The sequence below is a fragment of the Halobellus sp. LT62 genome, from assembly GCF_037031285.1.
Classification (GTDB): domain Archaea; phylum Halobacteriota; class Halobacteria; order Halobacteriales; family Haloferacaceae; genus Haloquadratum; species Haloquadratum salinisoli.
In genome coordinates, this window is record NZ_JAYEZO010000001.1 from 1,159,583 (window position 1) to 1,185,252 (window position 25,670).

21 protein-coding genes and 1 pseudogene are annotated in these 25,670 nt (G+C 57.6%); 7 read left to right on the forward strand and 15 right to left on the reverse strand.

Going from position 1 to position 25,670, the window contains the following annotated elements:
• The first annotated feature begins 170 nt into the window (after window positions 1–170).
• Window positions 171–1,310, forward strand: a complete 1,140-nt coding sequence (locus tag U5919_RS05780) for a mandelate racemase/muconate lactonizing enzyme family protein (RefSeq protein ID WP_336022764.1) — start codon at window positions 171–173, stop codon at window positions 1,308–1,310.
• Window positions 1,311–1,377: 67 nt separating this feature from the next.
• On the opposite strand, the gene U5919_RS05785 is transcribed toward U5919_RS05780, so the two are convergent.
• The 5 genes from U5919_RS05785 to U5919_RS05805 form a co-directional block, all read right to left on the reverse strand.
• Window positions 1,378–3,234: an ABC transporter substrate-binding protein gene (locus U5919_RS05785; RefSeq protein WP_336022767.1), complete on the reverse strand. Its 1,857-nt coding sequence runs from the start codon at window positions 3,232–3,234 to the stop codon at window positions 1,378–1,380.
• 147 nt (window positions 3,235–3,381) lie between these two features.
• A complete protein-coding gene (locus U5919_RS05790; RefSeq protein ID WP_336022768.1) occupies window positions 3,382–4,389 on the reverse strand; it encodes an ABC transporter permease in 1,008 nt (335 codons plus the stop codon).
• A complete protein-coding gene (locus tag U5919_RS05795) occupies window positions 4,382–5,461 on the reverse strand; it encodes an oligopeptide/dipeptide ABC transporter ATP-binding protein (protein ID WP_336022769.1) in 1,080 nt (359 codons plus the stop codon). Before U5919_RS05795 ends, U5919_RS05790 begins: the two co-directional genes overlap by 8 nt.
• Window positions 5,461–6,501, reverse strand: a complete 1,041-nt coding sequence (locus tag U5919_RS05800; protein WP_336022771.1) for an ABC transporter ATP-binding protein — start codon at window positions 6,499–6,501, stop codon at window positions 5,461–5,463. Before U5919_RS05800 ends, U5919_RS05795 begins: the two co-directional genes overlap by 1 nt.
• Window positions 6,501–7,445 carry an ABC transporter permease gene (locus tag U5919_RS05805; protein WP_336022773.1) on the reverse strand — a complete coding sequence of 315 codons (945 nt, stop codon included), beginning with the start codon at window positions 7,443–7,445 and terminating at the stop codon, window positions 6,501–6,503. The genes U5919_RS05800 and U5919_RS05805 overlap by 1 nt, the downstream gene beginning before the upstream one ends.
• A gap of 201 nt (window positions 7,446–7,646) precedes the next feature.
• Here U5919_RS05805 and U5919_RS05810 point away from each other — a divergent pair.
• Together U5919_RS05810 and U5919_RS05815 are read left to right on the forward strand one after the other, a co-directional pair.
• A pseudogene (locus U5919_RS05810) lies at window positions 7,647–7,781 on the forward strand (RNA-guided endonuclease TnpB family protein); the annotation flags it as partial.
• 197 nt (window positions 7,782–7,978) lie between these two features.
• Window positions 7,979–9,640, forward strand: a complete 1,662-nt coding sequence (locus tag U5919_RS05815; RefSeq protein WP_336022774.1) for an aldehyde ferredoxin oxidoreductase family protein — start codon at window positions 7,979–7,981, stop codon at window positions 9,638–9,640.
• 98 nt (window positions 9,641–9,738) lie between these two features.
• Here U5919_RS05815 and U5919_RS05820 read toward each other — a convergent pair whose 3' ends face one another.
• Window positions 9,739–10,938, reverse strand: coding sequence for a CaiB/BaiF CoA transferase family protein (locus U5919_RS05820; RefSeq protein ID WP_336022775.1), 1,200 nt, complete (start codon window positions 10,936–10,938; stop codon window positions 9,739–9,741).
• Window positions 10,939–11,196: 258 nt separating this feature from the next.
• On the opposite strand from U5919_RS05820, the gene U5919_RS05825 reads away from it, so the two are divergent.
• Together U5919_RS05825 and U5919_RS05830 are read left to right on the forward strand one after the other, a co-directional pair.
• Window positions 11,197–12,360, forward strand: coding sequence for an enolase C-terminal domain-like protein (locus U5919_RS05825; protein WP_336022776.1), 1,164 nt, complete (start codon window positions 11,197–11,199; stop codon window positions 12,358–12,360).
• Between the two features lie 153 nt (window positions 12,361–12,513).
• Complete coding sequence (locus tag U5919_RS05830; protein WP_336022778.1) at window positions 12,514–13,740, forward strand: hydroxyacid-oxoacid transhydrogenase; 1,227 nt, start codon at window positions 12,514–12,516, stop codon at window positions 13,738–13,740.
• Between the two features lie 15 nt (window positions 13,741–13,755).
• Here the strand turns inward: U5919_RS05830 and U5919_RS05835 are convergent, their stop codons facing one another.
• Both U5919_RS05835 and U5919_RS05840 read right to left on the reverse strand, forming a co-directional pair.
• Window positions 13,756–14,919 carry a mandelate racemase/muconate lactonizing enzyme family protein gene (locus tag U5919_RS05835; protein WP_336022780.1) on the reverse strand — a complete coding sequence of 388 codons (1,164 nt, stop codon included), beginning with the start codon at window positions 14,917–14,919 and terminating at the stop codon, window positions 13,756–13,758.
• A gap of 110 nt (window positions 14,920–15,029) precedes the next feature.
• Window positions 15,030–16,157 (reverse strand): mandelate racemase/muconate lactonizing enzyme family protein, encoded by a 1,128-nt coding sequence (locus tag U5919_RS05840; protein WP_336022781.1) that lies wholly within the window; start codon window positions 16,155–16,157, stop codon window positions 15,030–15,032.
• A gap of 95 nt (window positions 16,158–16,252) precedes the next feature.
• Here U5919_RS05840 and U5919_RS05845 point away from each other — a divergent pair, with 95 nt between their 5' ends.
• Window positions 16,253–17,275 carry a 2-hydroxyacid dehydrogenase gene (locus U5919_RS05845; RefSeq protein WP_336022783.1) on the forward strand — a complete coding sequence of 341 codons (1,023 nt, stop codon included), beginning with the start codon at window positions 16,253–16,255 and terminating at the stop codon, window positions 17,273–17,275.
• A gap of 116 nt (window positions 17,276–17,391) precedes the next feature.
• A complete protein-coding gene (locus U5919_RS05850) occupies window positions 17,392–18,147 on the forward strand; it encodes an IclR family transcriptional regulator (protein ID WP_336022785.1) in 756 nt (251 codons plus the stop codon).
• A gap of 732 nt (window positions 18,148–18,879) precedes the next feature.
• Here U5919_RS05850 and U5919_RS05855 read toward each other — a convergent pair.
• The 7 genes from U5919_RS05855 to U5919_RS05885 all read right to left on the reverse strand — a co-directional run bounded on the left by U5919_RS05855 (window position 18,880) and on the right by U5919_RS05885 (window position 25,664).
• On the reverse strand, window positions 18,880–19,374 hold the full coding sequence (locus tag U5919_RS05855; protein ID WP_336022786.1) for a LeuD/DmdB family oxidoreductase small subunit: 495 nt from the start codon (window positions 19,372–19,374) through the stop codon (window positions 18,880–18,882).
• Window positions 19,375–20,634, reverse strand: coding sequence for an aconitase/3-isopropylmalate dehydratase large subunit family protein (locus tag U5919_RS05860; RefSeq protein ID WP_336022788.1), 1,260 nt, complete (start codon window positions 20,632–20,634; stop codon window positions 19,375–19,377).
• A 190-nt stretch (window positions 20,635–20,824) separates the two neighbouring features.
• A complete protein-coding gene (locus tag U5919_RS05865) occupies window positions 20,825–21,934 on the reverse strand; it encodes a hypothetical protein (RefSeq protein ID WP_336022790.1) in 1,110 nt (369 codons plus the stop codon).
• Between the two features lie 17 nt (window positions 21,935–21,951).
• A complete protein-coding gene (locus tag U5919_RS05870; RefSeq protein WP_336022792.1) occupies window positions 21,952–22,533 on the reverse strand; it encodes a UGSC family (seleno)protein in 582 nt (193 codons plus the stop codon).
• 88 nt (window positions 22,534–22,621) lie between these two features.
• On the reverse strand, window positions 22,622–23,350 hold the full coding sequence (locus tag U5919_RS05875) for a thioredoxin family protein (RefSeq protein WP_336022794.1): 729 nt from the start codon (window positions 23,348–23,350) through the stop codon (window positions 22,622–22,624).
• A 665-nt stretch (window positions 23,351–24,015) separates the two neighbouring features.
• Window positions 24,016–25,149, reverse strand: a complete 1,134-nt coding sequence (locus U5919_RS05880) for an NAD(P)/FAD-dependent oxidoreductase (RefSeq protein WP_336022796.1) — start codon at window positions 25,147–25,149, stop codon at window positions 24,016–24,018.
• Window positions 25,150–25,214: 65 nt separating this feature from the next.
• Complete coding sequence (locus U5919_RS05885; RefSeq protein WP_336022797.1) at window positions 25,215–25,664, reverse strand: universal stress protein; 450 nt, start codon at window positions 25,662–25,664, stop codon at window positions 25,215–25,217.
• Window positions 25,665–25,670 lie beyond the last annotated feature (6 nt).

Sequence of the window (25,670 nt, forward strand, 5' to 3'; positions counted from 1 at the left end):
TCACCCATCCTACGGTACGGGAATGAGGAGGTGCCGCCCGTAGACATCCCCACCCGCTGGTGTCTCCGATCGCACACAACACACGTTGTATCGCTCAACTGAATGTCGAGAAGCACTATAGAACGTCTCGGTCCCAAATAATAAAATACGATCGATGTATCTACCGTCCTGTGCAAATTACCGATGTCAGCGTCCGCCCCGTCGTCGCGGAGACCGACAGGGTCGTGAGCGGGAGCAACTACACGAAAACACAGCGTGCAACGATCGTCGTCGAGGTGCACACCGGGACGGACGTGACTGGACGGATCTACTCCGGTGTCCTGTTGGATGTCAACCCCGAACTCGGACGCCGGTTCGTCGAGATCATCGACACGGTAATCGCGCCAGTCGTGATCGGAGAGGATCTCCATTCGGTCGATCGTCACTGGAAGCGGATGTTCCAGACGACAACCACGTGTTCGCTGTACGAGGGCACCGACCGGTACGTCTTTTTGGCTGCCATCGGTGCTGTCGACGTCGCGGTGTGGGATGCGATCGGGACGGCGGCCGGTGAACCCCTCTCCCGACTTTGGGGTGGCGCGCGGGACACCGTTCCAGTTTTGGCCATAGGTGGCTACTACGAGGACGGGAAGGGTACCGAAGAGATCAGAGCAGAGATTGAGGCCTACGAGAAACTGGGCGTGGCGGGCGTGAAATTCAAGATCGGGGACCGGTCTCCCGAGGAAGACCTCGCGCGAGTGGAAGCCGCGCACGAGGTGGCCTCCGACGGATTCGAGATCGCTGTCGACGCAAACCAGGGATACACGATCGACGAGGCGGTAGCGTTCGGGCGGATGGCCGATCACTTGGACCTCCTGTGGTTCGAAGAGCCGGTTGTCTGGTACAACCAGTACGACGGAATGCGTACGGTCCGAGAACGGACCGATCTCTGGGTAGTAGCCGGACAGAGCGAGCACATTCCTCGAGGCTGTCGCCGTCTCGTCGAGGACGGGTCGGTGGACATACTTAATTACGACGCGACGATAGGTGGGGGCGCGACTGCGTGGCGACGGGTCGCCGGGTTCGCGGAAATCCACGGCGTGTCGATGGGGCACCACCACAGTACGCAGGTCGGACTGCAACTCTTGGCCTCGACAGCGAGCGAATCCTTCGCTGAAATATTTGCCCCAGGGCTGGATCCACTCTGGTACGAGATGGTGGAGAATACGCCCGATATCGAGGACGGCGAAATCCGCGTCCCGAAAGATCCCGGGTTCGGTCTGACGTTGGATGAATCCTTCATCGACGAACACGAGGTGAAGTTTTCGTAACGGCGATCGCACCGCTGACATCCGGATTCTCGTGATCGTGCTGTGAATACCTCTCCGACGAGCGACTCTACTGGCTCAGTTCCTCAACGCAAGGGAATCGGTCGGGATAGTCCATTGGAGTCTCGCCCTCGGGCCAAAGGGGTTCGAGATCTGCATCCGGCGGGTAGTGGAGCCGACCGTTGTCGTCCCATCCCCACCCGGCGTCGCTGAGTATCTGCCTCGCCCGCTCCTCGGAGCCCTCGAGCGAATCGGCGATCTTCGTCAGCACCTCGTCCTCATTCTCCGGGTAGAAGGGATGCGTCGGCGAGAATCCACAGGAGTACTCCATCGAGATGGCGTTTCCGTAGTTCGCCACTTGGTTCATTTGCTGTCGGTTGAGACACTGTGAAACCGCCATCCGGAACTCGCGGAACTTCGTGGGGCCGTAGTTCGTCTGCGGGTTCATCGACCACGAGGTGAACCCTTGGACGGTCGAGACTTCCGCGACGTCACTCATCTGATTCGAGATCTGGTCCGCGATCCCTGGGCTGATTCCAACAAAGATGTTTAGCGTCCCGTCTTGGAAGGCACGGTACGCGCTCTGTTGATCTTGGAATACCTGCATACTCATCGATCCATCTGGAGTATTCCAGTGGTCCTCGTGCGGTTCAACCTGCAGCAACTGCTGTTGCTGGAAGTTGGTGACCTGATACGGGCCGGACCCCACGACTGTGTCGATGTCGACATCCTCTGGGTTCTCTTCGGCTCCGCCCTCGATCCACGTGTCACTGTGCAGAATTCCCCACACGGCTAAGTGCTGCCGGAGGAACGCTGGCGAGGTTTCGCTGAGATTGAATCTGACTGTGTAGTCGTCCACGGCCTCGATTGACTCCACCGGCCACTGGCTGACGCCGTCGTAGCTCTGGTAGTTATCCAGAAGGAACTCGTGAGTCCACTTCACGTCCTCGGCGGTGATTTCGTCGCCGTTGTGGAAGGTCGCACCCTCGCGGAGTGTGAATTCGAACGTCTGGAACTCGTCGGAGACGTCCCAGTCGGTGGCGAACGTCGACGTAAGCTCCCAGTTCCGGTCGTGCCGGATGAGCGGAGAGTGAATCAGGTTGTTCCACAGCGACACCGACGTCGCGTCCGTGCTCGTCATATACGTCTTCGTCCGCACCGCTGACGTGGCGATGTTCAGCACCTTCTCGTTGTCTCCCTTCACGCCGGAGTTGATAAGGACATCTGAGTTCGTGTCCATCATTCCGGCGTTGCCGGTGTCGCCCACCTCCAGTTGATCCGTCCGGTACGCACCGTACACGGCCCGGTTGAACATACTCAGTTCAGCGACTTCGTCCGAAAGCACCGATAGCGCCTCGTTGACAATCTCTCGGCGCTCCTCCTCGGACGCCGCATTCGACTGTTCACGGACGAGCGTCGAGTACTCGCAGTTCGCGAGCTGAGTGTGACTGACCTGCCCGTTGGCGCCCGCTCGCCAGATCGTGTTCAGGTTGAGTATTTCGGTCGGATCTAGGCGGCGTGCGTTCAGCGTGAGCGTATTTGGCTGGAACGCGGTGTTCCGTGAATCGTTGTAGACCTCGTTGAGGACAGTCGAGAACTCCTTCGGGACGGGCTCAGCGGGGACGCCGATCCGCTCGGAGATGTTATCTGCGGCGATCGCGAGCGAATCCTCCATCACCTTGGTTGAGTCCCCGAGACCTGCCATATAGGTCATCTGTACCGCAGGGACGCGTTCTCCTAGGTCGCCCGAGGAGCCTCCGTCGCCGGAACCGCCGTCGTCGGAACCTCCGCCACCGGAGCCGTCCCCACCGCTGGAGCCGCCGCACCCCGCTATGGCACCGCTGCCCGCGACGGCGAGTGCCGAGATGAAAGCCCGTCTCCCTGTCGTCCGATCTGTCGTGTCCGTCCCGTTGGTATTGCTAGTCATTGTATAGCGTTCGCTTGATTTTCCGCGTGTCTTATTCAGTCTCGTCCCGGTACGCTTGGAAACCGTTACCGTGGGTGACGCCTGCGGATTTCTAGTATATCATTATAAATGTATCGGAGAGCGACACAAGGAAGCAGCTGTTTGAGCCTATTCTGCCTCGTTATCCCCCTCGATGGTGATTCGCGGATCGATCACGCTGTAGAGGATGTCAACGATGAAATTCCCGAGGATCACCCACACCGCTACGAGTAGGAAGACGAACTGGAGCACGGGCGTATCGCGGGCGAAGACGGAGTCGACCAGAAGTTTCCCGATGCCGGGCCAGTTGAAGACGACTTCGATTAGTACTAGTCCGCTAATCGCCCTCGCCATAGTCGTTGGCAGCAGGGTGATGACGGGGAGAGACGCGTGTCGCATCAGGTGACGAAGCTGGGTGCTCTGTGAGAGTCCCTTGATCCGGTGGTAGTACGCGAAGTCCTGCCCCTTCACCTCTACGATACTTCCTCGCATCACGAGTGTCGGGTAGTAGAGGTACTTGAGAACGATCGCCAAGAACGGGAGCGTGTAGTGCCACCAGAAGTCGAGGGTAGTGAATATGTCGAGGTTCGTGGCATCCTGACCCAGCGCGTTGTACGTATCCAAGGACAGCATCCCCGAAGTCGGGAAGAGGCCGAGGTACCCGGCGAACACGAAGATGAGCAAGATTCCAATAAAGAAGTCCGGTGTCGTTCCGATCATCGTCGGCGGGATGATCCCGTACTTGTCGAGGAGCGAGTCCTGCCGGCTTCCCATCAGCGTTCCGTAAAGCGACCCTAAGAGGTACGCCGTGATGACGGCGGGGGCAACGAGGATGAACGAATTCAGCAGGGCTGGTCGGACGTACTCCCAGACAGGAAGCCCCGACACCCGGGATGTGCCCAAGTTACCGGTGAAGAGGTTCGTCACAAACCGGAGGTACTGTTGCCACAGCGGATCGTTTAGTCCCCATTGTTCCCGCAGTGCTTCCACCTGCTCCGCCGACGCTCCAGACTGTGCAAGTAACGTAGCGTAGTCGCCGGGCAACGCCCGGAAAAAAAAGAATAGGGCCGTCGCAGTCCCAAGAATCAATAGGAGCGAGACGATCGACCGCTTGACGTAGTATGCCGCTTTACCCATCGAACATCACCTCCGGTTCCGTTGTCACCGCGGCAGGAGCCCCTTGTTCGTGATTGTAATAGAGATGACACGCCACTTGATGTGCGTCGTCATCGTAACTGGCGAACACGGGGTCTTGATCGCAGATGTCCATCCGTTCGGGACATCGATCTTTGAACCGACACCCCTCCGGCAGGTCGCTGGGGTCCCCCGGCGTCCCCTTGAGGTCCGTCGGTTCCCGGTTGTGGCTGGGGTCGGGAATCGGGATTGCGTTGATGAGTGCTTGCGTGTACGGGTGCTTCGGCTCATCTAGGAGCTTCCTCGTTGGTGCGCTCTCGACAACTCTGCCGAGATACATCACATTCACGCGGTCACAGATGTACGAGACTGTCGAGAGGTCGTGTGAGACGTAGAACATCGACACGCCGTACTCGTCGACCAGATCGCCGAGCAACCGGAGGATCGCCGCCTGCGTCGATACGTCGAGCATCGATACGGGCTCGTCAGCCAAGATTACGTCCGGCTCAAGCACCAGCGCCTTCGCGATCGACACGCGCTGTTTCTCGCCGCCGGACAGCTGGGACTCACGTCGGTCGAGGTAGTTCTCGGGCGGGTTCAGTTGCACCTGTTCGAGCACGTCGAGAAGAGTCTCCTCGGTGTACTCCACGTCGTGAATTTCGAGTGGTTCCCGGAGAACCTCCCGGACTGAGAACTTCGGGTTCATCGCGTTGAACGGATCTTGGAAGATCATCTGTACCCGGCGTCTGTATTCCTTCCAATCGGCCTTGTCGAACCTCGAGACGGGCCTACCGTCCAAACGGAGTTCACCGCTCGTTGGCGTGTACAATCCCATCAGCGTAGACAGGAGCGTCGACTTCCCACACCCGCTCTCTCCGATGATCCCTTGAACCTGATCTGATTCCAGCGTGAGGTCGACCCCATCCACGGCACGAACCTTTGATTGCTCCTTCCCAAACAGCTTCCCGCGGATCGTTTCGGTGATGTTCGCGTTTGGATCGAAGTGCTTGTTCAACCCGCGAAGCTCCATCACTGGACCGGTGTTTTGCTGTGTACCGTTGTTTCCTTGGGACATCAGTTTCCTCCCCCTTGTTCAATCTGGACTCTATCGTCTTTTGTGAAGTATTCCTCGGCAAGATCGACAAGTTCGTCGCTCCGGAAACAAGACGTCTTGTGGTCGGGATCGTCTGACAGGCCTTCGAGCGGCGGTGCCGACTGGTGACACTCGGGTTCTGCCCACGGACACCGGTCGGCGAACGTGCAGTAGTTCACCTCTTCGCGCAGCGCTGGCGGGTTCCCCTTGATTACCTCCAACTCCCGATCCGGATAGCGGACATCCGGGAACGCCTGCTGGAGCAGGAGTGCGTATGGGTGTCGTGGTGAGTTGAACACATCCATCACGTCGCCCACCTCGGCCAACTGTCCGGCGTGTAGAACACCCATCGCGTCACACTGCTCGAAGATTACGGAGATGTCGTGTGTTATCATCAACATCCCTAGATCGCCCTCGCCTTTGATCTCTTGAATGTACTTCAGGATCTGATCTTGCATAATCACGTCTAGAGCCGTCGTGGGTTCGTCCGCGATAATCAGATCTGGGTCGAGGAGGAGGGCAAGCGCGATGATCGCCCGCTGTTTCATCCCACCTGAAAACTGGTGTGGGTAATCGTCGATACGTGATGTTGGGAGTCCGACCACCTCGAACAGCTCGTAGAGGCGTTCCACTGCGCGGTGCTCGGTCCAGTCCGTGTGACGTTGAGCGAGTTCTACTGCCTGATCTTGAACCTTCATCAGAGGATCAAGACTGTTCATCGCGGCCTGAGGAATCACTGCGATCTCTTTCCACCGGATTTCGTCGCTGTACTGGTCCTCGGAGAAGTCTTGGATCTCCCGGCCCTTGTACTTGACCGTGCCGGAGACTACCTCTCCGTTCGAGTCTAGGCCGCCGATGACCGACTTAGCAATGGTGCTCTTTCCGCTTCCGCTCTCGCCGACCAACCCGAAGTATTCGTTTTGATCGATGGTGAATGACACATCTGACACTGCCCGGAGGTCGTCGTTGCGCGCTTCGTAATTGATGCGGAGGTTCTCGATTTCGAGTAAAGGTTCGGTCATCAGACCTGAACCCCCTCTGACTTGGCTTTCTGTACGCGTTCGTACCCACGTCCGAGCATAAAGGTCGTGAGCACCGTGATTGAGATCATAAATCCTGGCGGGAGCGCCCACCACCACGCGCTCGTCATCAGACCGGACCCGTACGCGTTCCGGAGCATAACTCCCCAGGATGGGATGAACGGACTTGTGACGCCAAGGAAAGAGAGGGAAGCGCTGATGAGGATCGACACGCCAATGCCGAGAGCGAAAAAGAGGACCATCATCCCACCTAGGTTCGGCAGGATGTGTTTGAAGATCACATACCGGCTGCTTCCGCCTAGGGCCTCGGCAGACCTCACGTAGGGGCGTTCCTTTATTTGCAATACCTGTGATCGGAACACCCTAGCGTTTCCTCGCCACAGCAACCCGCCGATTATGAGAATGGATTTCCAGAACCCGATTCCAAAGAAGGCGACGATCACGATCGCGGTGGGTATCAGTGGGATTCCGTAGACGAAGTCGGTAAAGCGCATCAGTGCGCTTTCGATCAGTCCACCGAAGTAGCCCGCCGTCACGCCGATCGTCAATCCCGTGACGAGGATGATCGTCCCGCCGAGGAAGCCCGTAATGAGTGTCGGCCGCGCGCCGTATATCAGACGGGATAGGACGTCCTGTCCCTGCTGATTTGTCCCCAACAGGTGATCGGCCGACGGAGCCTCAGCTCTGAGTAACTCCCCGTCTTCGTCCGTGTGTGACGTTTGGTAATCGTACGGCGTCAGCATCGGGCCGAAAACCCCCACAAAGATGACACCCAAGAGGATGGCGAGGCTCACAACAGTCACTCGCTCCGACAGAAAGACACGTAGCCCCCCTTTGATACTGATGATCACATAGTGGTTTTCCAGTCGATCTCGCCCCTCCTGGAGTCCCGCTACGAACTTTTGATCCAAATCATCGATGATCATTGACTTCGGAAAAAGAAACCAATCTATTCTATTTAAACTTTGGGTAGCGGCCCAGAAGGTATCAGAGTCGGTGGTGGGCATATCACGAATGCGAGATCTACAGAAGTGCAAGAAGAATTCCCCAAGGCTTGACCTCGGAGTTGAATCCGACAACTCGTGAAACAACCATTGAGTCAATATACTTCTGACCAAGAAACCAAGATAGAATACGGTCACAGCTATCACGCCTACTCGACACAAGAGGTAGCAGAGCGACTGGAATGCCATCTCGACATTCATCGACAACTCTACAACTACGTCCGCTGGGACTACGAGAACAGCCCTGAGGACGACAAGTCGGTGCGGTGCAGTAGCGCCGCCACGGCGTAGCGTACCCGTGCGTCCCCTCGCTTGAGCCGCTGTTCACCCACTTGTTCACCACGTCCCCAAACCGTTAGAGACGTCCAGAATGTCGCCTGTTTGGGTGGTTCCTTCACGCTGTGTGTGACGAACAGAATTAAATAAGTCCTCGCGGTGTTGTTTGTATACTTCGTATGTTACACTCTAAAGGCCCGCTCCTGACGATCGATGTCGGTTCGGAGGAAACAGCGGAAACACGGATCGACGACACCGCACAGACGTACATCGGTGGCAGGGGAATCGCCACCAAACTCGCTCACGACAGGGTGCCGTTCGACGCCGCCCCGTTGGGTCCGGAGAATCGGTTGATCTTCACCACCGGGCCGATGCAGACGTCGAATATGAGTTTCACTGGCCGGATGAACTGCACGGGTCTCTCTCCCCTGACTAACGGTCTCCTCTCGTCGAACGCGGGCGGGTTCCTGTCGCGGCACTTCGCCGCTACCGGATACAGCGCAGTCGAATTTACCGGCGTGAGCGACGAACTCGTGGCCGTTCACGTCTCCGACGACGGCGTCGAGTTCGAGGCGGTTCCTCACCTCGAAGATACTACGATACCCGAGACAGTGGCACATCTGATGTCAGAACGGGATGTGGACACGGAGCAGACGGCAGTCATCGGTCCGGCCGGGGAGCAACAGGTCCGGTTCGCGTCGATTATGACGACGGAAGAGCGTGCGTTCGGCCGCGGTGGTCTAGGTGCCGTCCTCGGCTCGAAGAGGGTGAAGGCGATCACGTTCGGTGGTGATTCTCGACCCGATATTAATTTCCCCGCAGAGCAGATGAAGATCCACCGCGAGGCGGCGACCGACGACCACATTATGAAACAGCAGGGGACAGTTGCGGTGATGGATCTCGCCAACGAGATGAACGGCCTCCCGTCGTACTACTTTTCTCAACAGACGTTTGAGGGCGTAGAGGGAATCAACGGCGACGCCGTCGCCGAGAAAAAATACAAGAAGGGAACCTGCTCGGCGTGTGCGTTTGCGTGCAAGCTCCCGACGAGGGACGAGGGACGCGGCGTCGAAACCGAGGGCCCGGAGTTCGAGGTAGCAATGGCGTTCGGATCGAATGCTGGCGTCGACGATATCGTAGACGTGATGAAATCAAATCAACTGTGTGACGAGTTCGGCCTTGATGCGATCTCCACTGGCAACGTCATTGCGGCTTACCTCGCCGCCAACGATGAGTTCGGAAACCGGGAACTGATCTGGTCTCTCGTCGAGAAGATAGCCCGGCGTGAGGGCATCGGAGACACGCTCGCCGAGGGAATCGACCGAATTTACGACGACCTCGGCGTCGAGAATTGGTCGGTAAAGGGGATGGATTTTGCCGCCCACGAGGGGCGAATACTGCACGGACAGGGCCTCTCGTACGCGGTCGCGAATCGGGGGGCAGATCATATGTACGCGACTTTTTACTCGATCGAGTACCCACTTGTTCCGCAGGAAGAGGCGGTCGCCCCCGAGGGAACGGTCGGGAAGACGGATCGGCTCATCGAGCGCGAGAACTTGATGGCGTTGAACGACAGCGGCATCGTCTGCAAATTCTCCCGGGACTTTATGACGACCGACCGGTACGAGATACTCTTCGATGCGGACTTCGCGCGACTGCTGGATGTCGGAGCACGAATCGTCACGCTGGAGCGACATTTCAACAACCAGCGTGGTTTCGACAGGGAAAACGACAGACTGCCGTACGAAATCCCCGATTTTGAGGCGGCATTGGACGAATACTACGGGGCTCGGGGATGGCGTTCGGACGGCACCGTTCCGCAGCGTCGGGTCCCGCAATAATAGGGGCAGAATTTCACAGTACTCTTCTAGAGATCACGTTGAAGCGACAGACTGCGACGGGTCCGAAGTACCGGCTCGGGGCGGCTCAGCGGTGGTGATCAGCCGAATACCCCGGCGGCCTCCAGTTCGTTGATCTCCGCCTCCGAGTAGCCGAGCTCCCGGAACGTCTCCCGGTTGTGTTCCCCCAGTACCGGCGGCGGGACTCGAAAGCCGTTGTCGGCGTTCGCGAACTTCAGGGGATGTTCGATCACGGGAAGGGTACCGAGTTCCGGATGCTCGATTTCATCGAGCGTGCCTCGGGCATCGATCTGGGGGTTGTGCAGTGCCTCCTCGACCTCGAACACTGGCCCTGCGGGCACGCCGCCCTCTTCCGCGATAATCTCGATCCAGTCCTCCGTCGGTCGGTCCTGCAGCGTGCGTTCGATTTCCGATTCCAATTCGTCGATGTGGGCGACGCGATCCGCGTTGGTCTCGAAGCGGTCGTCGTCACGGAGCTCTTGTCGGTCGATAGCGTCGCAGAGTTCCCCCCAAAGTTTCTCGTTGAGGATGCAGATGTTGATGTAGCCGTCCTCTGTCTCGAACGTCTGGTACGGCGCGAGGACGGGATCCTTCGTTCCCATCCGCTCGGGCGTCTCGCCAGCAAACACCTGTCCGGCTTGCTTGGTCAGCCACGGCAGCACGGATTCGAGCATTCCGATGTCGATGTACTCGCCCGTACCGGTGGATTGCCGTCGGTACAAGGCCAACGTCACGCCGAAGGCGGCCCACATCGCAGTGATGAGATCTGTGATCGGGAGCCCGACCTTTACCGGCTGCCCGTCCTCCTCTCCAGTGACGCTCATAATCCCGCTGAGCCCTTGGATGAGCAGGTCGTATCCGGTTCGCTCGCGCCACGGCCCGGTCTGACCGAACGCCGAGACCGCGAGATAGATGATCCCGTCGTTATGCTCCGCTATCGACTCGTAATCGACACCCAAGCGCTCTGCCACGCCCGGTCGGAAGTTCTGAATGAAGACATCCGCCTCGGCGATCAGCTCGTACAGCGCCTCCTTTCCACGCTGGTTTTTTAAATTGAGTTCGATGCTCCGTTTTCCGTAATTGACCGTCCAGTAGTATGGTGACTCCCCGTTGATGAAGGGCGGTCCCGAGTGTCGGATCGCATCTCCGTATCCCGGTTGTTCGACTTTGAGCACTTCGGCACCTTGGTTTGCGAGCATTGACGAGCAGAACCCGCCCGTCACGAACGTCGAGAGATCGACAACGGTCACACCGTCCAATATCGGGTCGTTTTCGAGCATATGTTGGTTATGTGCGTCGCCCGGAAGTCCCACGTCGGGGAGTGTCGGAAGGCCCCACGATGTCGATACGGGGCCTGCTTCGGTGACCGGCTCCCCGTACTTCGGCGACGTCCCAACCCAAGGTTGGGAATATCTTTCAATAAAACTACCGACGAGGCCACCCACTGAAGTTGCCGAAGCCACCGTGTCGAGCGGTAAGTTCGGGGCGTGGGAACCATTGACGAAGGTTTATGGCCCCATCTTCCGTCAGTCGGATCTATGCGGATTACAGAAGTCGAAGTAGACGAGTTTACGTACCTGCTCAACGATGTCGGGAACGTAGACGGCCACATCACGTACGATCCCGGGAGCGTCACGGAACCACGTGGCTTCGTGCTTACGATCCGAACGGCGGACGGCACTGAAGGGCACTATCGCGGGTTTATGATGGTTCCACCGATGGTGACGCAGATCGAGATGAGCGCTGGACAACTCATCGGACGAAGCCCCCTCGAACGAGAAGCGATCTGGCAGGACCTCTGGCAATCGCTTCGTCACACCGACCACTTTGGGGTCGGACCGATCGATATTGCACTGTGGGACCTCGCCGGAAAACACTACGGAGAGAGCGTTTCTGCTCTTCTCGGGGGGTTCCGAGACTCGGTCCCAGCGTACGCGTCGACGAATATGGGTGACGAGAGCGAAGATGGCCTCAACAGTCCCGAGGGGTATGCGAATTTCGCCGAGGAATGTCGTGACAAAGGCTATCCTAGCTTCAAAATCCATCCGTTCGGCGATCCCGACCGTGACGTCGACGTGATCAGAGCCGTCGCTGAGGCCGTCGGTGATGAGATGGACCTGATGCTGGACCCGGCAGATGGGTATGAGACGTACGCCGACGCACTCAAAGTCGGACGCGTGTTGGACGAGTGCGAGTACTTCTGGTACGAGGACCCGACGCCGGCCTCCGGCCACAGTACCCACCTCTCAGCACGGTTGTCCGATCAACTGCAGACGCCGCTCGTTGGCGGCGAACACGTGCGGACTGGACCGACGGGAACTGCCGACCTCCTCGCGGAAAACACGTTCGAGTTCATCCGGGCCGACGGGCACTTGGACGGTGGCATTACTGGCGTGATGAAACTCGCCCACGTCGCAGAATCGTTCGGGGCTGATGTCGAACTACACGCAGGCGGCCCTGCGCACCTACATTGCATTAGCGCCATCCGGAATACGAACTACTTCGAGCACGCCCTCCTCCATCCGAAGGTCACTTGGAAAAACAACCAAGCGCTCGTTCAGGACGTCGAGATTCCGGACAGCAACGGGCGAGTGGCAGTCCCCGACGGAGACGGACTTGGAGTCGACATCGACTGGGACTTCGTCGGATCTCGACGAACGGGGCAGACACGCTTCGATTCGAACGGGATGGTGAAAGACTGAGACTGGCGGTTCGAACGTATTGCGACGAGGGTGACACCGATCAACCACGTTTTCGGGAAGCCGACTGCACGTCCACGAACCCGTTTCCGAAACCTCCGCCAAGAGGAAGCTATTTCTGGGGATACACAGATTACTCAGTCGGCGTAGACTACTATGTTCGACCAAGAGACAGTCTGGGAATTCAATATGACGGACCGTGTGAAGTTCGGTAGTGGAGCCAGCCGCGAGCTCAGTGCCGAGGCAAAGCAGATCGGCGCTGAAACGGTGCTGTTCGTCACCGACGAAGGTGTCGTAGGAGCCGGTATCGTCGACTATCTGGCCGACCGATTCGGATCCAAACAGGTGATCGTGTACGACGACGTCGAGCCGGATCCCAATATCGGGCTCTTCGAGGATGCACTCGAGTTCGCTGCACAGGTCGATCCTGACCTTATCATCGGTGTCGGGGGCGGAAGCTGCATCGATGTCGCAAAGACGACAAGCGTTGTCATAGAGCACGAGGGAGAACTCATCGATTACGTCGCGCCACCGACAGGCGGCGGAGAGCCGATTCGTCGCTCCGGCGTTCCGATGGTCGCCATCCCAACGACCGCAGGCACCGGGTCAGAGACATCCCCCGTGTCCGTGATTTCACTCCCGTCGAAGAACCTGAAGGTCGGCATCTCCTCGCAGTTTCAGTACCCCGATCTGGCTGTCATCGATCCTGAACTCACCGTAACGCTTCCATCGGGACCGACCGCGGCTTCCGGAATGGACGCGCTCTGTCACGCCATCGAGGCGTACACGACGCGCGGCTTCGGTTCGAAGGCGCGACCCGAAGATCCCGCGATGCGACCTGATTACGGCGGCCGAACGACAGTGACGGACGCGTTCGCCCTGAAGGCGATCGAACTTGTGTCGGGGAACCTCCGCCAAGCGGTCAACGTCGGCGAAGACCTCGACGCACGTCGGAATATGTCGCTCGCAAGCTTCCTCGCGGGCGTCGCATTCACCAACGCCGGACTCGGCGCGACCCACGCGCTCGCCCTTTCAGCCGCCGGCGAGTACGGCACCGGTCACGGGGTCACAATCGCGACGCTTCTCCCCGAAGTGATGCGGTTTAACGCCGGAGCAGCGGCCGATCGATACGCCGACGTGTACGAGCGGCTCGCGTCTACGGAGGAGTCTCTACCGGCAGACCCGGCCGAAGGGGCGATCCGCGAAGTCACGGCGCTTGCCGACGACATTGGGATTCCCGAGGGACTCTCCGATCTCGGCGTCGAGTCCGAGTACCTCACGTCGTTGGCGGAGGGGACGATGCAGCTCGAACGATTGTTAGTCGGTAATCCGAGACGGCTTAGCGTCGAAGATGCGAAAGCAATACTCACGGACGCCTACTGACCTCCGCAAACTGATTCACCGAATCTCCTCTTCCCACCCGCCCTCAAAGTGGTGAATCGTTCGAATTGAATCGCCGTCGTCGAGTTCGTGTTCCGCGACGACGTCGGGATTCAGATCAACGCCGATGCCGGGACCGTTAGGAATCTGAAGGAACCCGTCCTCGATTACGACGGGCGTGTCGAAAAGGTCGTGCCGCCAGTCGACGCTGTAGTCCTCGAACACCTCCTGAATCATAAAGTTCGGCAGGGTCGAGTCGATATGCGCGTACACCGCTGTCATAAGCGGACTCTGGGGGTTGTGCGGAGCGATGCTGACGTGTTCGGCCTCTGCGAGCGCGGCGATTTTCTTGCCCTCCGTGATGCCCCCTGCATTCGCGAGATCCGGCTGGATCACGTCGACATCCGTCTGTGAGAGGATATCACGAAAGCCGAACTTCGCCATCGCCCGTTCACCGGTGGCGATGGGGACCGTAGACGTAGCTGCGACCTGACGAAGGGTGTCGAGATTATCCGGGGGCGTCGGCTCCTCAAACCACGACAGGTCGAAATCCTCGGTCTTATCCGCGATTTCGACAGCCGTTCCAGGGGTAAACCGACCGTGACCCTCCAGAAATAGATCGATGGAGGGTCCGACCGCCTCGCGCACTGCCCGGATGATTTCGATCGCGTGATTCATTTGCGCTCGAGTCATCCGTTGCCAAGAAGTCCCAAAGGGATCGAACTTCAGTGCGTCGTAGCCGTCGGCAATGACGTCTGCCGCGCCAGCTGCGAACTCCTCGGGACTGCAACGGTGCATATCGCACCACCCGTTCGCGTACGTCCGGAGCTCCTCGTGTACCTTCCCACCGAGGAGCTCATAGAGGGGCACGTCGAGGATTTTCCCCTTGATGTCCCAACAGGCGATATCCACCGCGCTAATCACGGAAGTGTTGATCAGGTTCTGTGCGAACCACTCGTCGCGATACATCGTCTGCCACAGTCGCTCCGTGTCGAACGGAGCGGCCCCGATGAAGTGATCCCGCATATTCTCTACGGCTGTCGCTACCGAGCGAGCTTTGCCGTGGACGGTTCCCTCGCCGATACCGTGGACGCCGGCGTCCGTCTCGACACGCAGTAACACCCACGGTGTACTGGGCGATTCGATGATATACGTCTCAATGTCGGTTATCTGTACGTCCATATCGCTACGTCTCTGGAGTGATCTCTTAATCGTTCCGGCGATAACCCGACGCGGATGCGATACGGCGACTGAGGAGATATGACGACGGGAGAAACGGCCTCGACGGTCGTCTACTTGTTCGGTGGGTACTCCTCGGCGAGTGATTCGTCGAGTTCGACTCCGAGCCCCGGACCAGACGGCGGATCGAACGTTCCGTCCTCGAACGTCGGCGCCCCCTCAACCAGTTCGCGATGGAACCCATTCCACTCCTCGATCCCCTCCTGAACGAGGAAGTTCGGCGTTGCGACGTCTAAGTGAAGCGCGGCCGCCCATTGGATCGGCCCGCAGTAAATCCACGGAGCGACCTGCGCGTAGTGTGTCTCGGCCATCCCGGCAACTTTCTTCGCACCGAGGAGCCCGAGGAATCCGATATTCGGCTGCACGACGTCGACGGCGTCCCGTTCAAGCAGTTCCGAAAACAGGTGGATCGACGTGATCCGTTCGCCCGTTGCGATGGGAATATCGGTCGCAGCACCGACCGCCGCCATTTCGTCGATTCGTTCCGGCGGGACGGGCTCTTCCAACCACATCGGGTCGTATTGTTCGAGGCGGTGAGCGAATCGGATCACACCGTCCGTAGTCAGTTGTCCATGCGTGCCGAGGATGATTTCACACTCGTTGCCGACGCGCGAACGGATCGACGCCACGACGTCCTCGGCGTAGTCCAGTTCCGTCGTCGAAACGGCGCGGTTCCCGGTAAACGGAGGTATCGGATCGAGCTTGACGGCAGTGAATCCCCGGTCGGCGTAGGATTCGACGGTGTCGGCCGCTTTGCTCGGTGACTCCGAGGGCTCCCACTCGTAATGGATATACGTATACGCGCGGAGGGATTCGTTGACGCACCCGCCGAGGAGGTTGTAGACCGGTTCACCGGCGGACTTCCCGAGGAGGTCCCAGCAAGCCATCTCGATGGCAGCGTACACCTGTGACTGCAACGGACCCGGAATGTTGAACCAATGGCTGTCTTGGTCTAACTCCTGTCTCAGTTGCTCGATATCGTGCGGATCTGTTCCACGGACGAACGGCGCCATATCCTCGACGAGTTGTTCGAGCGTTCTGAGCCGGTGTTCGGCCCACGGACACTCGCCGTAGCCGACTCGCCCGTCGCCGGTAGTGAGTTTCACGAACAGGAAGTTGTCGCCGCCACGGTGCGGCTCCGGTGTCCCGACTGCGATGGTCTCGATATCGCGAATCTTCATATCCGATCTATTCAATGATTGGTACTTATCGTTATGGGTGTATCGCCGATCCGTCCCCCGTAATTTATAAGAGTGGTATGAGAACCCGAATTACGATGCCGAAGAATGAGGCTGTAGTGTATATTACACGAAAGATTCCAGATCCTGGAATTGAGATATTGGAGTCGGTTGCCGATGTCTATGTGAACGACTGCGGCCCGCAGAATCCCCCGTCGAAAACTGAGATCATCGAGGACGTCACTGAACTCGAGGCGGATGGGCTGTTGTGTATGCTTCCAGACGAAATCGATCGCGACGTACTCACGGCATCTCCAGACCTCGAAGTGGTGAGTACCCTCTCGGTCGGCTTCGACCACATCGACCTCGAGGCGGCGAATGACTACGGAATCGCGGTCGGTCACACTCCCGGCGTCCTCTCGGAGACGTGTGCGGACCTTGTCTGGGCCTTGGTGCTAGCGACCGCTCGCCGGATCGTAGAAGGCTATCGGTTCGTCACGGACGGTGAGTGGAAAACTTGGGCACCGGAAGCGATCGTCGGACAGGATGTCTATGGGTCGACGCTTGGAATCATCGGGCTGGGAAAGATCGGGACAGCGGTCGCAAAGCGTGGTGCAGGTTTCGATATCGACGTGTGCTATACCGCGCGGTCGAGAAAACCCGAGCGCGAAGCTGAACTGGAGGAACTCGGCGTCGAGGTTACGCACGTGTCTCTGGATGAACTGCTTCGACGGAGCGATCTCGTCTCGGTGAACGTGCCGCTAACGGACGAAACCGAGGGTCTGCTCGGTCGGCGTGAGTTCCAACAGATGGACGATGACGCCCTCCTCGTCAACACGTCTCGCGGAGAGGTCATCCAGACAGACGCGTTGTATGAGGCCCTTGCCGCAGATGAGATCAGTCGCGTCTGTCTCGACGTCACTGACCCGGAACCGCTTCCACCGACGCACCGATTACTGGAGTTCGCACCGGATCGCCTCATCGTCACCCCCCACATTGGGAGTTCAAGCGTCCCGACGCGGAATAAAATGGCCGAGATGGCGGCTGAGAACATTGTCGCAAGATTCCGTGATGAGCAGCTCCCAAACGCGGTGGTGAGTCCGCCCAACCCCGGGGTATAGACCTCGAGTCATCGTTTCGGCGGATAATGGCCGATCGCGATTTCTGACGGTGCCCCTCCCGATCGTATTTCCCCTAGTGAAATAATTTTTTATAATGCAATACCATATCTGTAGCTATGAGCGGGAAAACGATCAAATCGAGCGTGACCACGATGCGGGTAATCAACGGTCTGAAAGAACTCGGAGGGGCCAAAGTGACGCAGTTAGCCGATTATCTCGATCTCACGAAGCCCACCGTACACCACCATCTGAGTACGCTCGTTCAGGAGGAGTACGTCGTGAAGGAAGCGGACACATATTACATTGGGCTGCGGTTCCTCGAGTTGGGAGAGCTCGCCCGTGACCGTTTTAAAATACACAAAGTCGCGAAGCCGGAAGTCGAGAAACTGGCCGAACAGACCGGCGAACTCGCGAACGTGGCCGTACTCGAATACGGCCGAGTGGTGTATCTCTACCGAGCACGGGGGAGTGAAGCTGTGAATTTGGATACGTATTCGGGAAAGCGTGTGCAGATACACTGTACGGCACTCGGCAAAGCAATGCTTGCGAACCTTCCACAGGAACAGGTCGATGAGATCCTTGCAGAAAATGAATTCCAAGCCGAAACAGACGCGACAATAACCAAGCGGGACGAGTTCTTGGCAGAACTGGAAGAAGTCCGTCAGCAGGGGGTCGCCTTCGACAGAGAGGAGGCTTTCTCGGGTCTCCACTGCGTGGCCGCGCCGATCCTTGACGCCGACGGAAGAGCGATGGGGGCGATCAGTGTTTCGGGGCCGACGAGTCGCCTTCGCGGTAACCAGTTCTCCGAGGACTTGCCCGATATGGTGACCCGTGCTGGGAACGTCATCGAATTGAATATTACGTACTCGTAATCCGCCGACGGACCCTCCGCCGTCGCCGCCCGCAGTTTTGCTGGGAAGTCACCGACAATATATCTACTCCGCGCCCACGACCTTCGAGCAGGGCTTCAAAGTGCGCCTGTATTTCCCCGCTGTTCCGACAGCGTGGCGTTCGCGCGTCGCAGCGACGTCACAGACCGTGTTTCTGGTTATTATCCCGCTCCATCCGATTTCGTATGAAGGAGAGTGAGGTGTACCGGATCATACAGCGATGAATCGATAGTGCTCAAGCATTTTACAATAGGAAATATTTATTGTATTAATTTCCCTATGGGAAACAATATCGTATCAGTCAATAGCAAGAGATTCCTTCTCAGGAGCACTAAAATAACACGTGTACGTGTGTGATGAAAATTCAATCCCCAATCTTTCAGGTCAACTCGCGACGGCGCAGATCTGACGCTTCTCTTGACATATTCGATCGAGAATTAACCTAGTCCTCGATTGAGATAATCCTACCGCCGACGTTGGCTGTGCCGAACTGACGAGAGCATCATATCCTAACGAATTATCATCCGTTTCCTCAGAGGAAACGTTGAATACATACTAATTATTGTATTATTATATTTCGTCGATATCCCTCACCGATCGGATCACCGACGACACTGGTCGAGAATGTATCCCAATCGGACGCTTTCAGTGCACAGTATCGGACCGTAGAAGGAAGAGGGGAGGGCCTGTCCGATTACTTGAGTTTACGGACCACTACTCGGAGTGTCCATCTCGACGGTCGATTTTGCGGTTCCCGTATTCGATCAGTCCCCCCGCATCGATGATCTCTTCGAGAAACGCCGGATGGGATGGGGCAGAGTAGCTTATTCCACTCGATTCGTTCGAGATCACCCCGTTCGATCGGTCCACAACTACGTCGTCGCCCTGAGAAAATTTTGCTGTCGCGTCCGCAATCTCGAATACGGGCAGCCCGATGTTAATCGCGTTTCGATAAAAAATCCGTGCGAAGGACGACGCGATTATCGCGTCGGCTCCGAGTCGGCGTAGCGAGAGCGGGGCCGTCTCGCGGGATGAACCACAGCCGAAGTTCTCTCCGGCGACGACGACATCGCCCTCGCCGAACTTCTCGTGAAAAGAGGGATCGACGCCGCTCATACACAACTCGACCAGCGTCTTGTCCTCGTCCGCCGTCGTCGGTGCGATCAGATCCGTGTCGATGTTGTCGCCGAAGAGAAACGCCGTGCTCATTTATGCCACCTCCGACGGATGGGTTAGCCGCCCCGTGACCGCGCTCGCGGCTGCGACCGCTGGACTGGCGAGGTATACCTCGCTCGACCGATGGCCCATCCGCCCGCGGACGTTCCGGTTCGTCGTTGATACGGCTACCTCACCCGGACCGAGGGCCCCCGTCCGCATACCGAAACACGCTCCGCATCCGGGATTCTCCATCGTCGCACCGGCTTCTAGGAACGTCTCCGTGAGCCCCTCTTCGATGCACAGCCGTTCGAGTCGCTGTGATCCGGGGGTGATGATCAGACGCACGTCCGCATCGACCGTATTCCCCGAGAGGACCTTCGCCGCGGTGCGGAGGTCCGCCTCGCGACCGTTCGTGCACGATCCGATCACCGCTTGGTCGACTTGGACCTCGGGATCTTGAAGCTCCGAGAGTGACGCGACGTTCGATACTTGGTGGGGTTTCGCCACCTGCGGTTCTAGGTCGTCGCAATCGATCGTGTACGTTAACGCGTAGTCGGCATCTGGATCCGGACTGTGGAGCTGATACTCCGCGTCGGTCCTGCGGTCGACGTACTTTCTCGTCCGCCGGTCAGGATCGACGAATCCCGTGACGCCCCCCATCTCGATCGTCATATTTGCCATCGTAAACCGCTCATCCATCGGCAGATCACCGACGACAGGGCCGCCGTATTCTACGGCTTTGTTGAGTGCCCCGCTGATCCCGACCCTCCCGATCGCGGCCAAAATAAGGTCCTTGCCACTTACCCACGTTTCGGGGTCACCGACGAACTCGAACCTGACAGTGTCCGGGACTTGGAGCCACAGTTCGCCAAACGCCATCGCATACGCCATATCGGTACTTCCGACTCCGGACCCGAACACGCCGATCGCCCCATGGGTACACGAGTGGCTGTCCGCGGCGAGCATCACGTCGCCGGGGGTGATCAGGCCCTCCTCGGGGATGTGGACGTGCTCTTGACTCTGGGTGCCTTGGGGGTAAAACAGCGTATTATGTTTCATTGCGAACTCCTTACATCGGTTGTACAACGTTATCGCCCGTTGGTTCGGCGACGGGGTGAGATGATCGGGAATAACCGCGACGCTGTCGGGGTCGAATACGGTATCGACGTTTATCCGCTCGAATTCATCGATTGCGGGCGGCAACGAGAACTCGTGGCCGGACGTAAAATCGATCGGCACCTCGACGATATCACCCGGCGTGACGGTGCCCTTGATCTTCTGTGAGAGAGTCTTTTCGGCAACAGTTGACATACAGAGAGTGCTGCAGCGTCCACCCAATTATATGTTTCTCCGAGTGCACCCCGAGCGATGGGTCTCCGGTCGCGGTATCCGAAGTGGTGTGACGATATCGGAACGGAAACAGCGCCCACAGAAATTCTCCGCGTACGATCCGGCCACAGTTTCGGTTAGATCGGTCAGCAGTTCTGATCCCCCAAACCCGTCAGTCGTACACGTCGGACCCCTTGCCCCACTCTCGCTCGATGGCGTATTCTTCGACGAGTTCGTCGTAGTTCTCGGGGTACTCGATTTTTTTTGTCACTGGTCCACCGAGGGTTTTTCCGATGGTCACGTTGAATCTCCCGCCCACCCCACCGATGGTGAGCACCTTCACGTTCTCCGGATCGGCTATTTGCGGCAACTGCAGGCTGGGTACTTTGCCATCATCAACCTGTTCGATCTGATTGTCGCCCCACTTTCCCCTGGCGTACTTATTCCGTGGAAGGTACGAGTTCTCACAGAGGTACTCTTTGACCTCCTGTTTCGAGAGGCCCGCATCGCTCAGTTCTTCGGCGTTGTAGGGCGCAAGGGCGTGCACAACCGTCTGATTCCGGTCGGCGATTTCCGCCCCCGTCATCCCGGGCTCCATATGATAGACCATCCCTTCAAGGACGTGCTGTGCATCGTTCCGGTGTGGAGTCCAGCCGATGAAACTATTCGGGCCCGCGAGCGTAATCGTGTCGTCAGTTTCATCGAACCCTTGAGAGATATGGAATGGCTCCCAAGGGCTTTCTTCCTCGTTTTCACCGGCGACGAGACTATATTTGAACGGGTTGCCCGTCGTTGCCATATCCTTCTCGCCGGGATGAATCCCGGTCGTATTCTTGTAGGTGAGTCCGAGTGCACGGCCGAGCACTCGGTTCGTACGGAAGCCCGGACCGAACGCTCCCACACCGCATTGAACGTCGAGCTTCGATCGAATCGGTCCGTTGATCACCCACAGATAAGCCCAGGAGCCGGTACTCACCGAAAACTGAATGCTATTTGATTCGGGGTCTGCGAGCGCCTTCGCGCCGGCAATCAAGACCGGTAAATGAGGTGCGTAGCACCCAGCCATCACGGCATTCGTCGCGAGCCGTTCGACCGTGAGTGGAGTATCGCCGTTTCCGAGGTGCCCGATGACGTGGTCGCTAGGGAGGTCCGTGCCACGAAGCATTTCGTCGACGCGGTCGTCCGTCGGTGGGACCACTGGCAGTCCATCGGTTGCCCCCTGCTTGTACAGCATATCGTTTACCTGCTCGAGCGACTGTTCAGAATCGTTGTTTTGTGACATATATGGTGGTTTGAGCGTTACTCAGGCGACACGCCTTGTTCCTTCTCTGAGAGCGGACGAGTCAGTTCCGCTTCGATCGATTCGAGCACCTCGGGTGTCAGCCGTTCGGCGATGCGATCCTTATCACGGACTTCCGAACGAACTGCCTTCGTGTTGTATCGGAGCGGCCACTGGCGTTCGACGGCGTTGGACTGATAGTCAAGCTCGAATCCGGGGTCGACGAGGCCGACTGTCGGAACGCCGGCGTCTTCGATGGCCGCGACGCCCCAAACGAGGAATTTCGTACAGGAGCCGCAATCGCCGATCGCGGCGATGCACGCGTCGAGATCTTCTGTACGCGCCCATTCGCGGACTTCGTCGAGCTTTTCGGGATCTTTCGCATAATTGAGGTGCTCCATCGAGTAGTAACTGAACGTTATGTCGTCGTACAGCTCGTCGATTCGTTCCCGTAGCACCTCAAGAACGGGTTCAGCCGCTAATTTCGCGTTGTCGTACAGACCGACGTGTTTTCCGTGTAGCTCATCGATACGCGGCGACAACGCGTGGAGTTCCGAAGGATCACCTGACGCAGTCGCGCCCAGTGGATTCTTGATGTCCATACAGTTGGGTGAACAACGAAATATATAAAATATGGTGGTGAAAGCAAGAATGATGAAAGTTCACAGGCCGAATAAAGGGGTGTTCCACTCAGTCGGACTGTTCGGCCACGATTCCGATTTCCGCCCGAAGTGCTTCTGGGTTGGCCGACCCGACGATTCGTGATTCGACGCTGCCGTTGGAGCAGAACAACGTCGTCGGGGCGACTGAAACATCGTACTGCTCGGAGAGCAAGTCAGTTGCTTCGGGCCCATAGATGGCTCCAAGTGGCACGTCGACCGGAATAGCGTCTTGACTGACAAGTTTTTCGAACTGTTCTCGCATCACATCGCAGGGGGAACAGTCTTGTCTCCAACAGTAGATTATGGCGACGTCGTTTTCCTCGATCACCGACATAATCTCGTCTGGCGAGAGGGCGATGAAACCCTCCGGAACGCCGTTGTCGATTTCGGTCTCGACCTGTTTGTCCGAAAGCCACGACCCGGATTCGGTGCTTGGCTGAAGAATCTTGCCCAGCGCTCTCGCGGCGAGAAAGTAGTCGCTCGGCCGCTCCAGCGAGCACTGCTCTTCGAGCGCCATCCCGTTGGCCAGAACTTGGGTGTCTATCGACTCCAGTGCACACGCGGCCCCGTCGACATTCCACTCCTCCAACTTGGTGCGGCGTTCTGAACGAGTCAACGTATCGGCTACGTCGGCATATTGCGTCCTCAGTTCGGCGAATTCCGCTGTCAGGCTCAGCTGGGATTCGGCATCGGACACGAACACGTTCGCTTCGGCGAGTCGACCGACGAACGATGCATAAGTGCTGTTCTCCGCCATAGCTAAGCGATAGTGTGTTTCCTGTATATATATTCATATGGCACAACGGATTTTTATCGTCTCCCTTGGACAATAATCGCCAGTGAAAACAATTTTATTATTACATTTATCGACCTTTCAATTATGGGATAGCTCGGCTTCTAACGGCCAAAATTTAGCCTTCTATGTTCATTATTGTTGATAAGTGTATTTATATAGTGAACAAAGGTGATACTGACGCGAGTGCGATGAATAGCGATAATGAGAACGTGCTGTGAAACAGAGTAAGAATGTATGCACAGTACCGATCGAGAAAGGAAGAGGTCTTTTTTCGGGCGACTTGCCCATCCAGAACAGTGCGTTTTCCGAAGTGAAACGCCCGTACCACGGTATTTCGATAGAGACGTTCTTTGTCTGGAGGTGTGACTCGAACGACGTCATCTTCATCTCGCCGCCGATTCCAATCTTCTTGTAGCTGCCGGAAGCCGTGTTAACCACGCCGGCGAACCACTGATTCACTTAGGTAGATCAGCTTTGATGTCGCGAGAGACATTGTTGGATGGCTGGTAGAAATTATCTGACTGGTTGGTCAGTCCGTTACGAACTTCGCTAGGGAAGTGTCATAAATAGGCCTATTCGCAACAAAGATGATAGTCTGTCGTCCCCAACACCCGGCGCTCTTGGCGCTACCGGGGGTCGGCTGATTCGACGATGTATTCCTTAGCCGCGGACAGCGCCGTGACACCGTCACCGGTCGCGGCAGCGATCTCCGTCGGACTTCCCGAGCGGATATCTCCTGCGGAGAAGATTCCAGATACCGAGGTTTCCAGCCGATCGTCGACGACGACCTGTCCGTCCTCGTTGCGTTCGACGGTTTCGGCGACGAACTCAGTGTTCGGAACGATGCCAACATTCACGTTCACGCCACTGAGTTCGATCGCTTCCGTGTCTCCATCATTGTCGACGACTTCGACGCCGTCGACGAGGCCGTCGCTCCCGAGGATTTCGGTGACTGTCGTACCCGTTCGGAGCTCGATATCGGGATGTGAACTCACCTCCTCAACGATTGTGCCGTCGGCGGGAAGTTCGGGATTTGAGTCGATCATTACCACTTCGCTCGCGTGCTTGGTCAGGAACACCGCGTCGATGAGCGCGTGGTTCCGCCCCCCTACGACGGCGATCCGCTCGTCGCGGTACAGCGGTCCATCGCACGCCGCACAGTGAAATATTCCACGACCCTCGTACTCCTCTTCGCCAGGCACGCCGAGGGACGCTTCCCTTCCACCAGTCGCCAGAATCACAGCCGATGCCTCGTATGTCCCGCTGGCAGCCTGCACCTCGTGTGGGGATCCCGGTTCGATCGACTCGACAGCCTCGAGGTTTACTTCTGATTCGTACTGCTCGGCGGCCGCGACCAACTTCGACCGCAGTTCTGTGCCAGAGATACCATCGGGGAATCCAGGGTATGAGCGGATCTTGTGCCGGTTCACTAGGTCGCCGCCGATCGATTCCCTCTCGAAGAACAGGACATCGAGACCGCTACGGCCCGCGTACATTCCAGCAGTGAGCCCCGCCGGACCAGTTCCGATGATGATTAGATCATATGTCACGGTCAGTATCTGAAATACCGGAAGTGAAGTAAAAAAGATTTCTCCCGTGCGGTGATCACGCAAGGAAGCGACACGTAGTGGCTTGTCGGTATCATTCCTTAGTGTGAAACTGCTCGCGTAAACGCTGCGGGTAATACGGTGAAGCGGATATTCGGACGATCGCTGAGCTTGCCCCAGAGACGGCGGACAGTCGGGATGGACTTTAGACACCGGTTGCGTTATCGATCTTGCAATCCTTACTGGGATGCAGGGACGGAATGTGTCTCTCGATTTCGCTAGAACTGTTCCATCTGAGTAACCACTGGACAGTCGACGTTGAGCAGGATCTGCTGGGTGGTATTTCCAAATAGTGCCTTCCCAGTCGGTGACCGACGGCGTCCACTGATTACGAGGAACCTTGGATCCTCTTGTCCCGCTTCAGCGACTATCTCGTCGGCGATTTCACCAACCCGGCCGCGTGGATCAAGCATCGACGTGTCGAGGTCCGGGATAGTTTCAAGAGCGAACTTCCGAGCGAATCGTTCAGCACCTTCTACTTCGTCGCTCATCGAAAAGTCTTGGAATTCAGGAATCTCACGGATTGCCTTCGTATGGTCGTTGAATTCGTCAGTGGGGATTACGTGCAACACAGCGAGCGTGTCGTCGTACCTCGTTGCAAGATCGTGTGCAACTTCGATCACTTTTTTCGATCGCTCATTTTCGTCAACAGCGGCGAGTATCGTCATTTCATA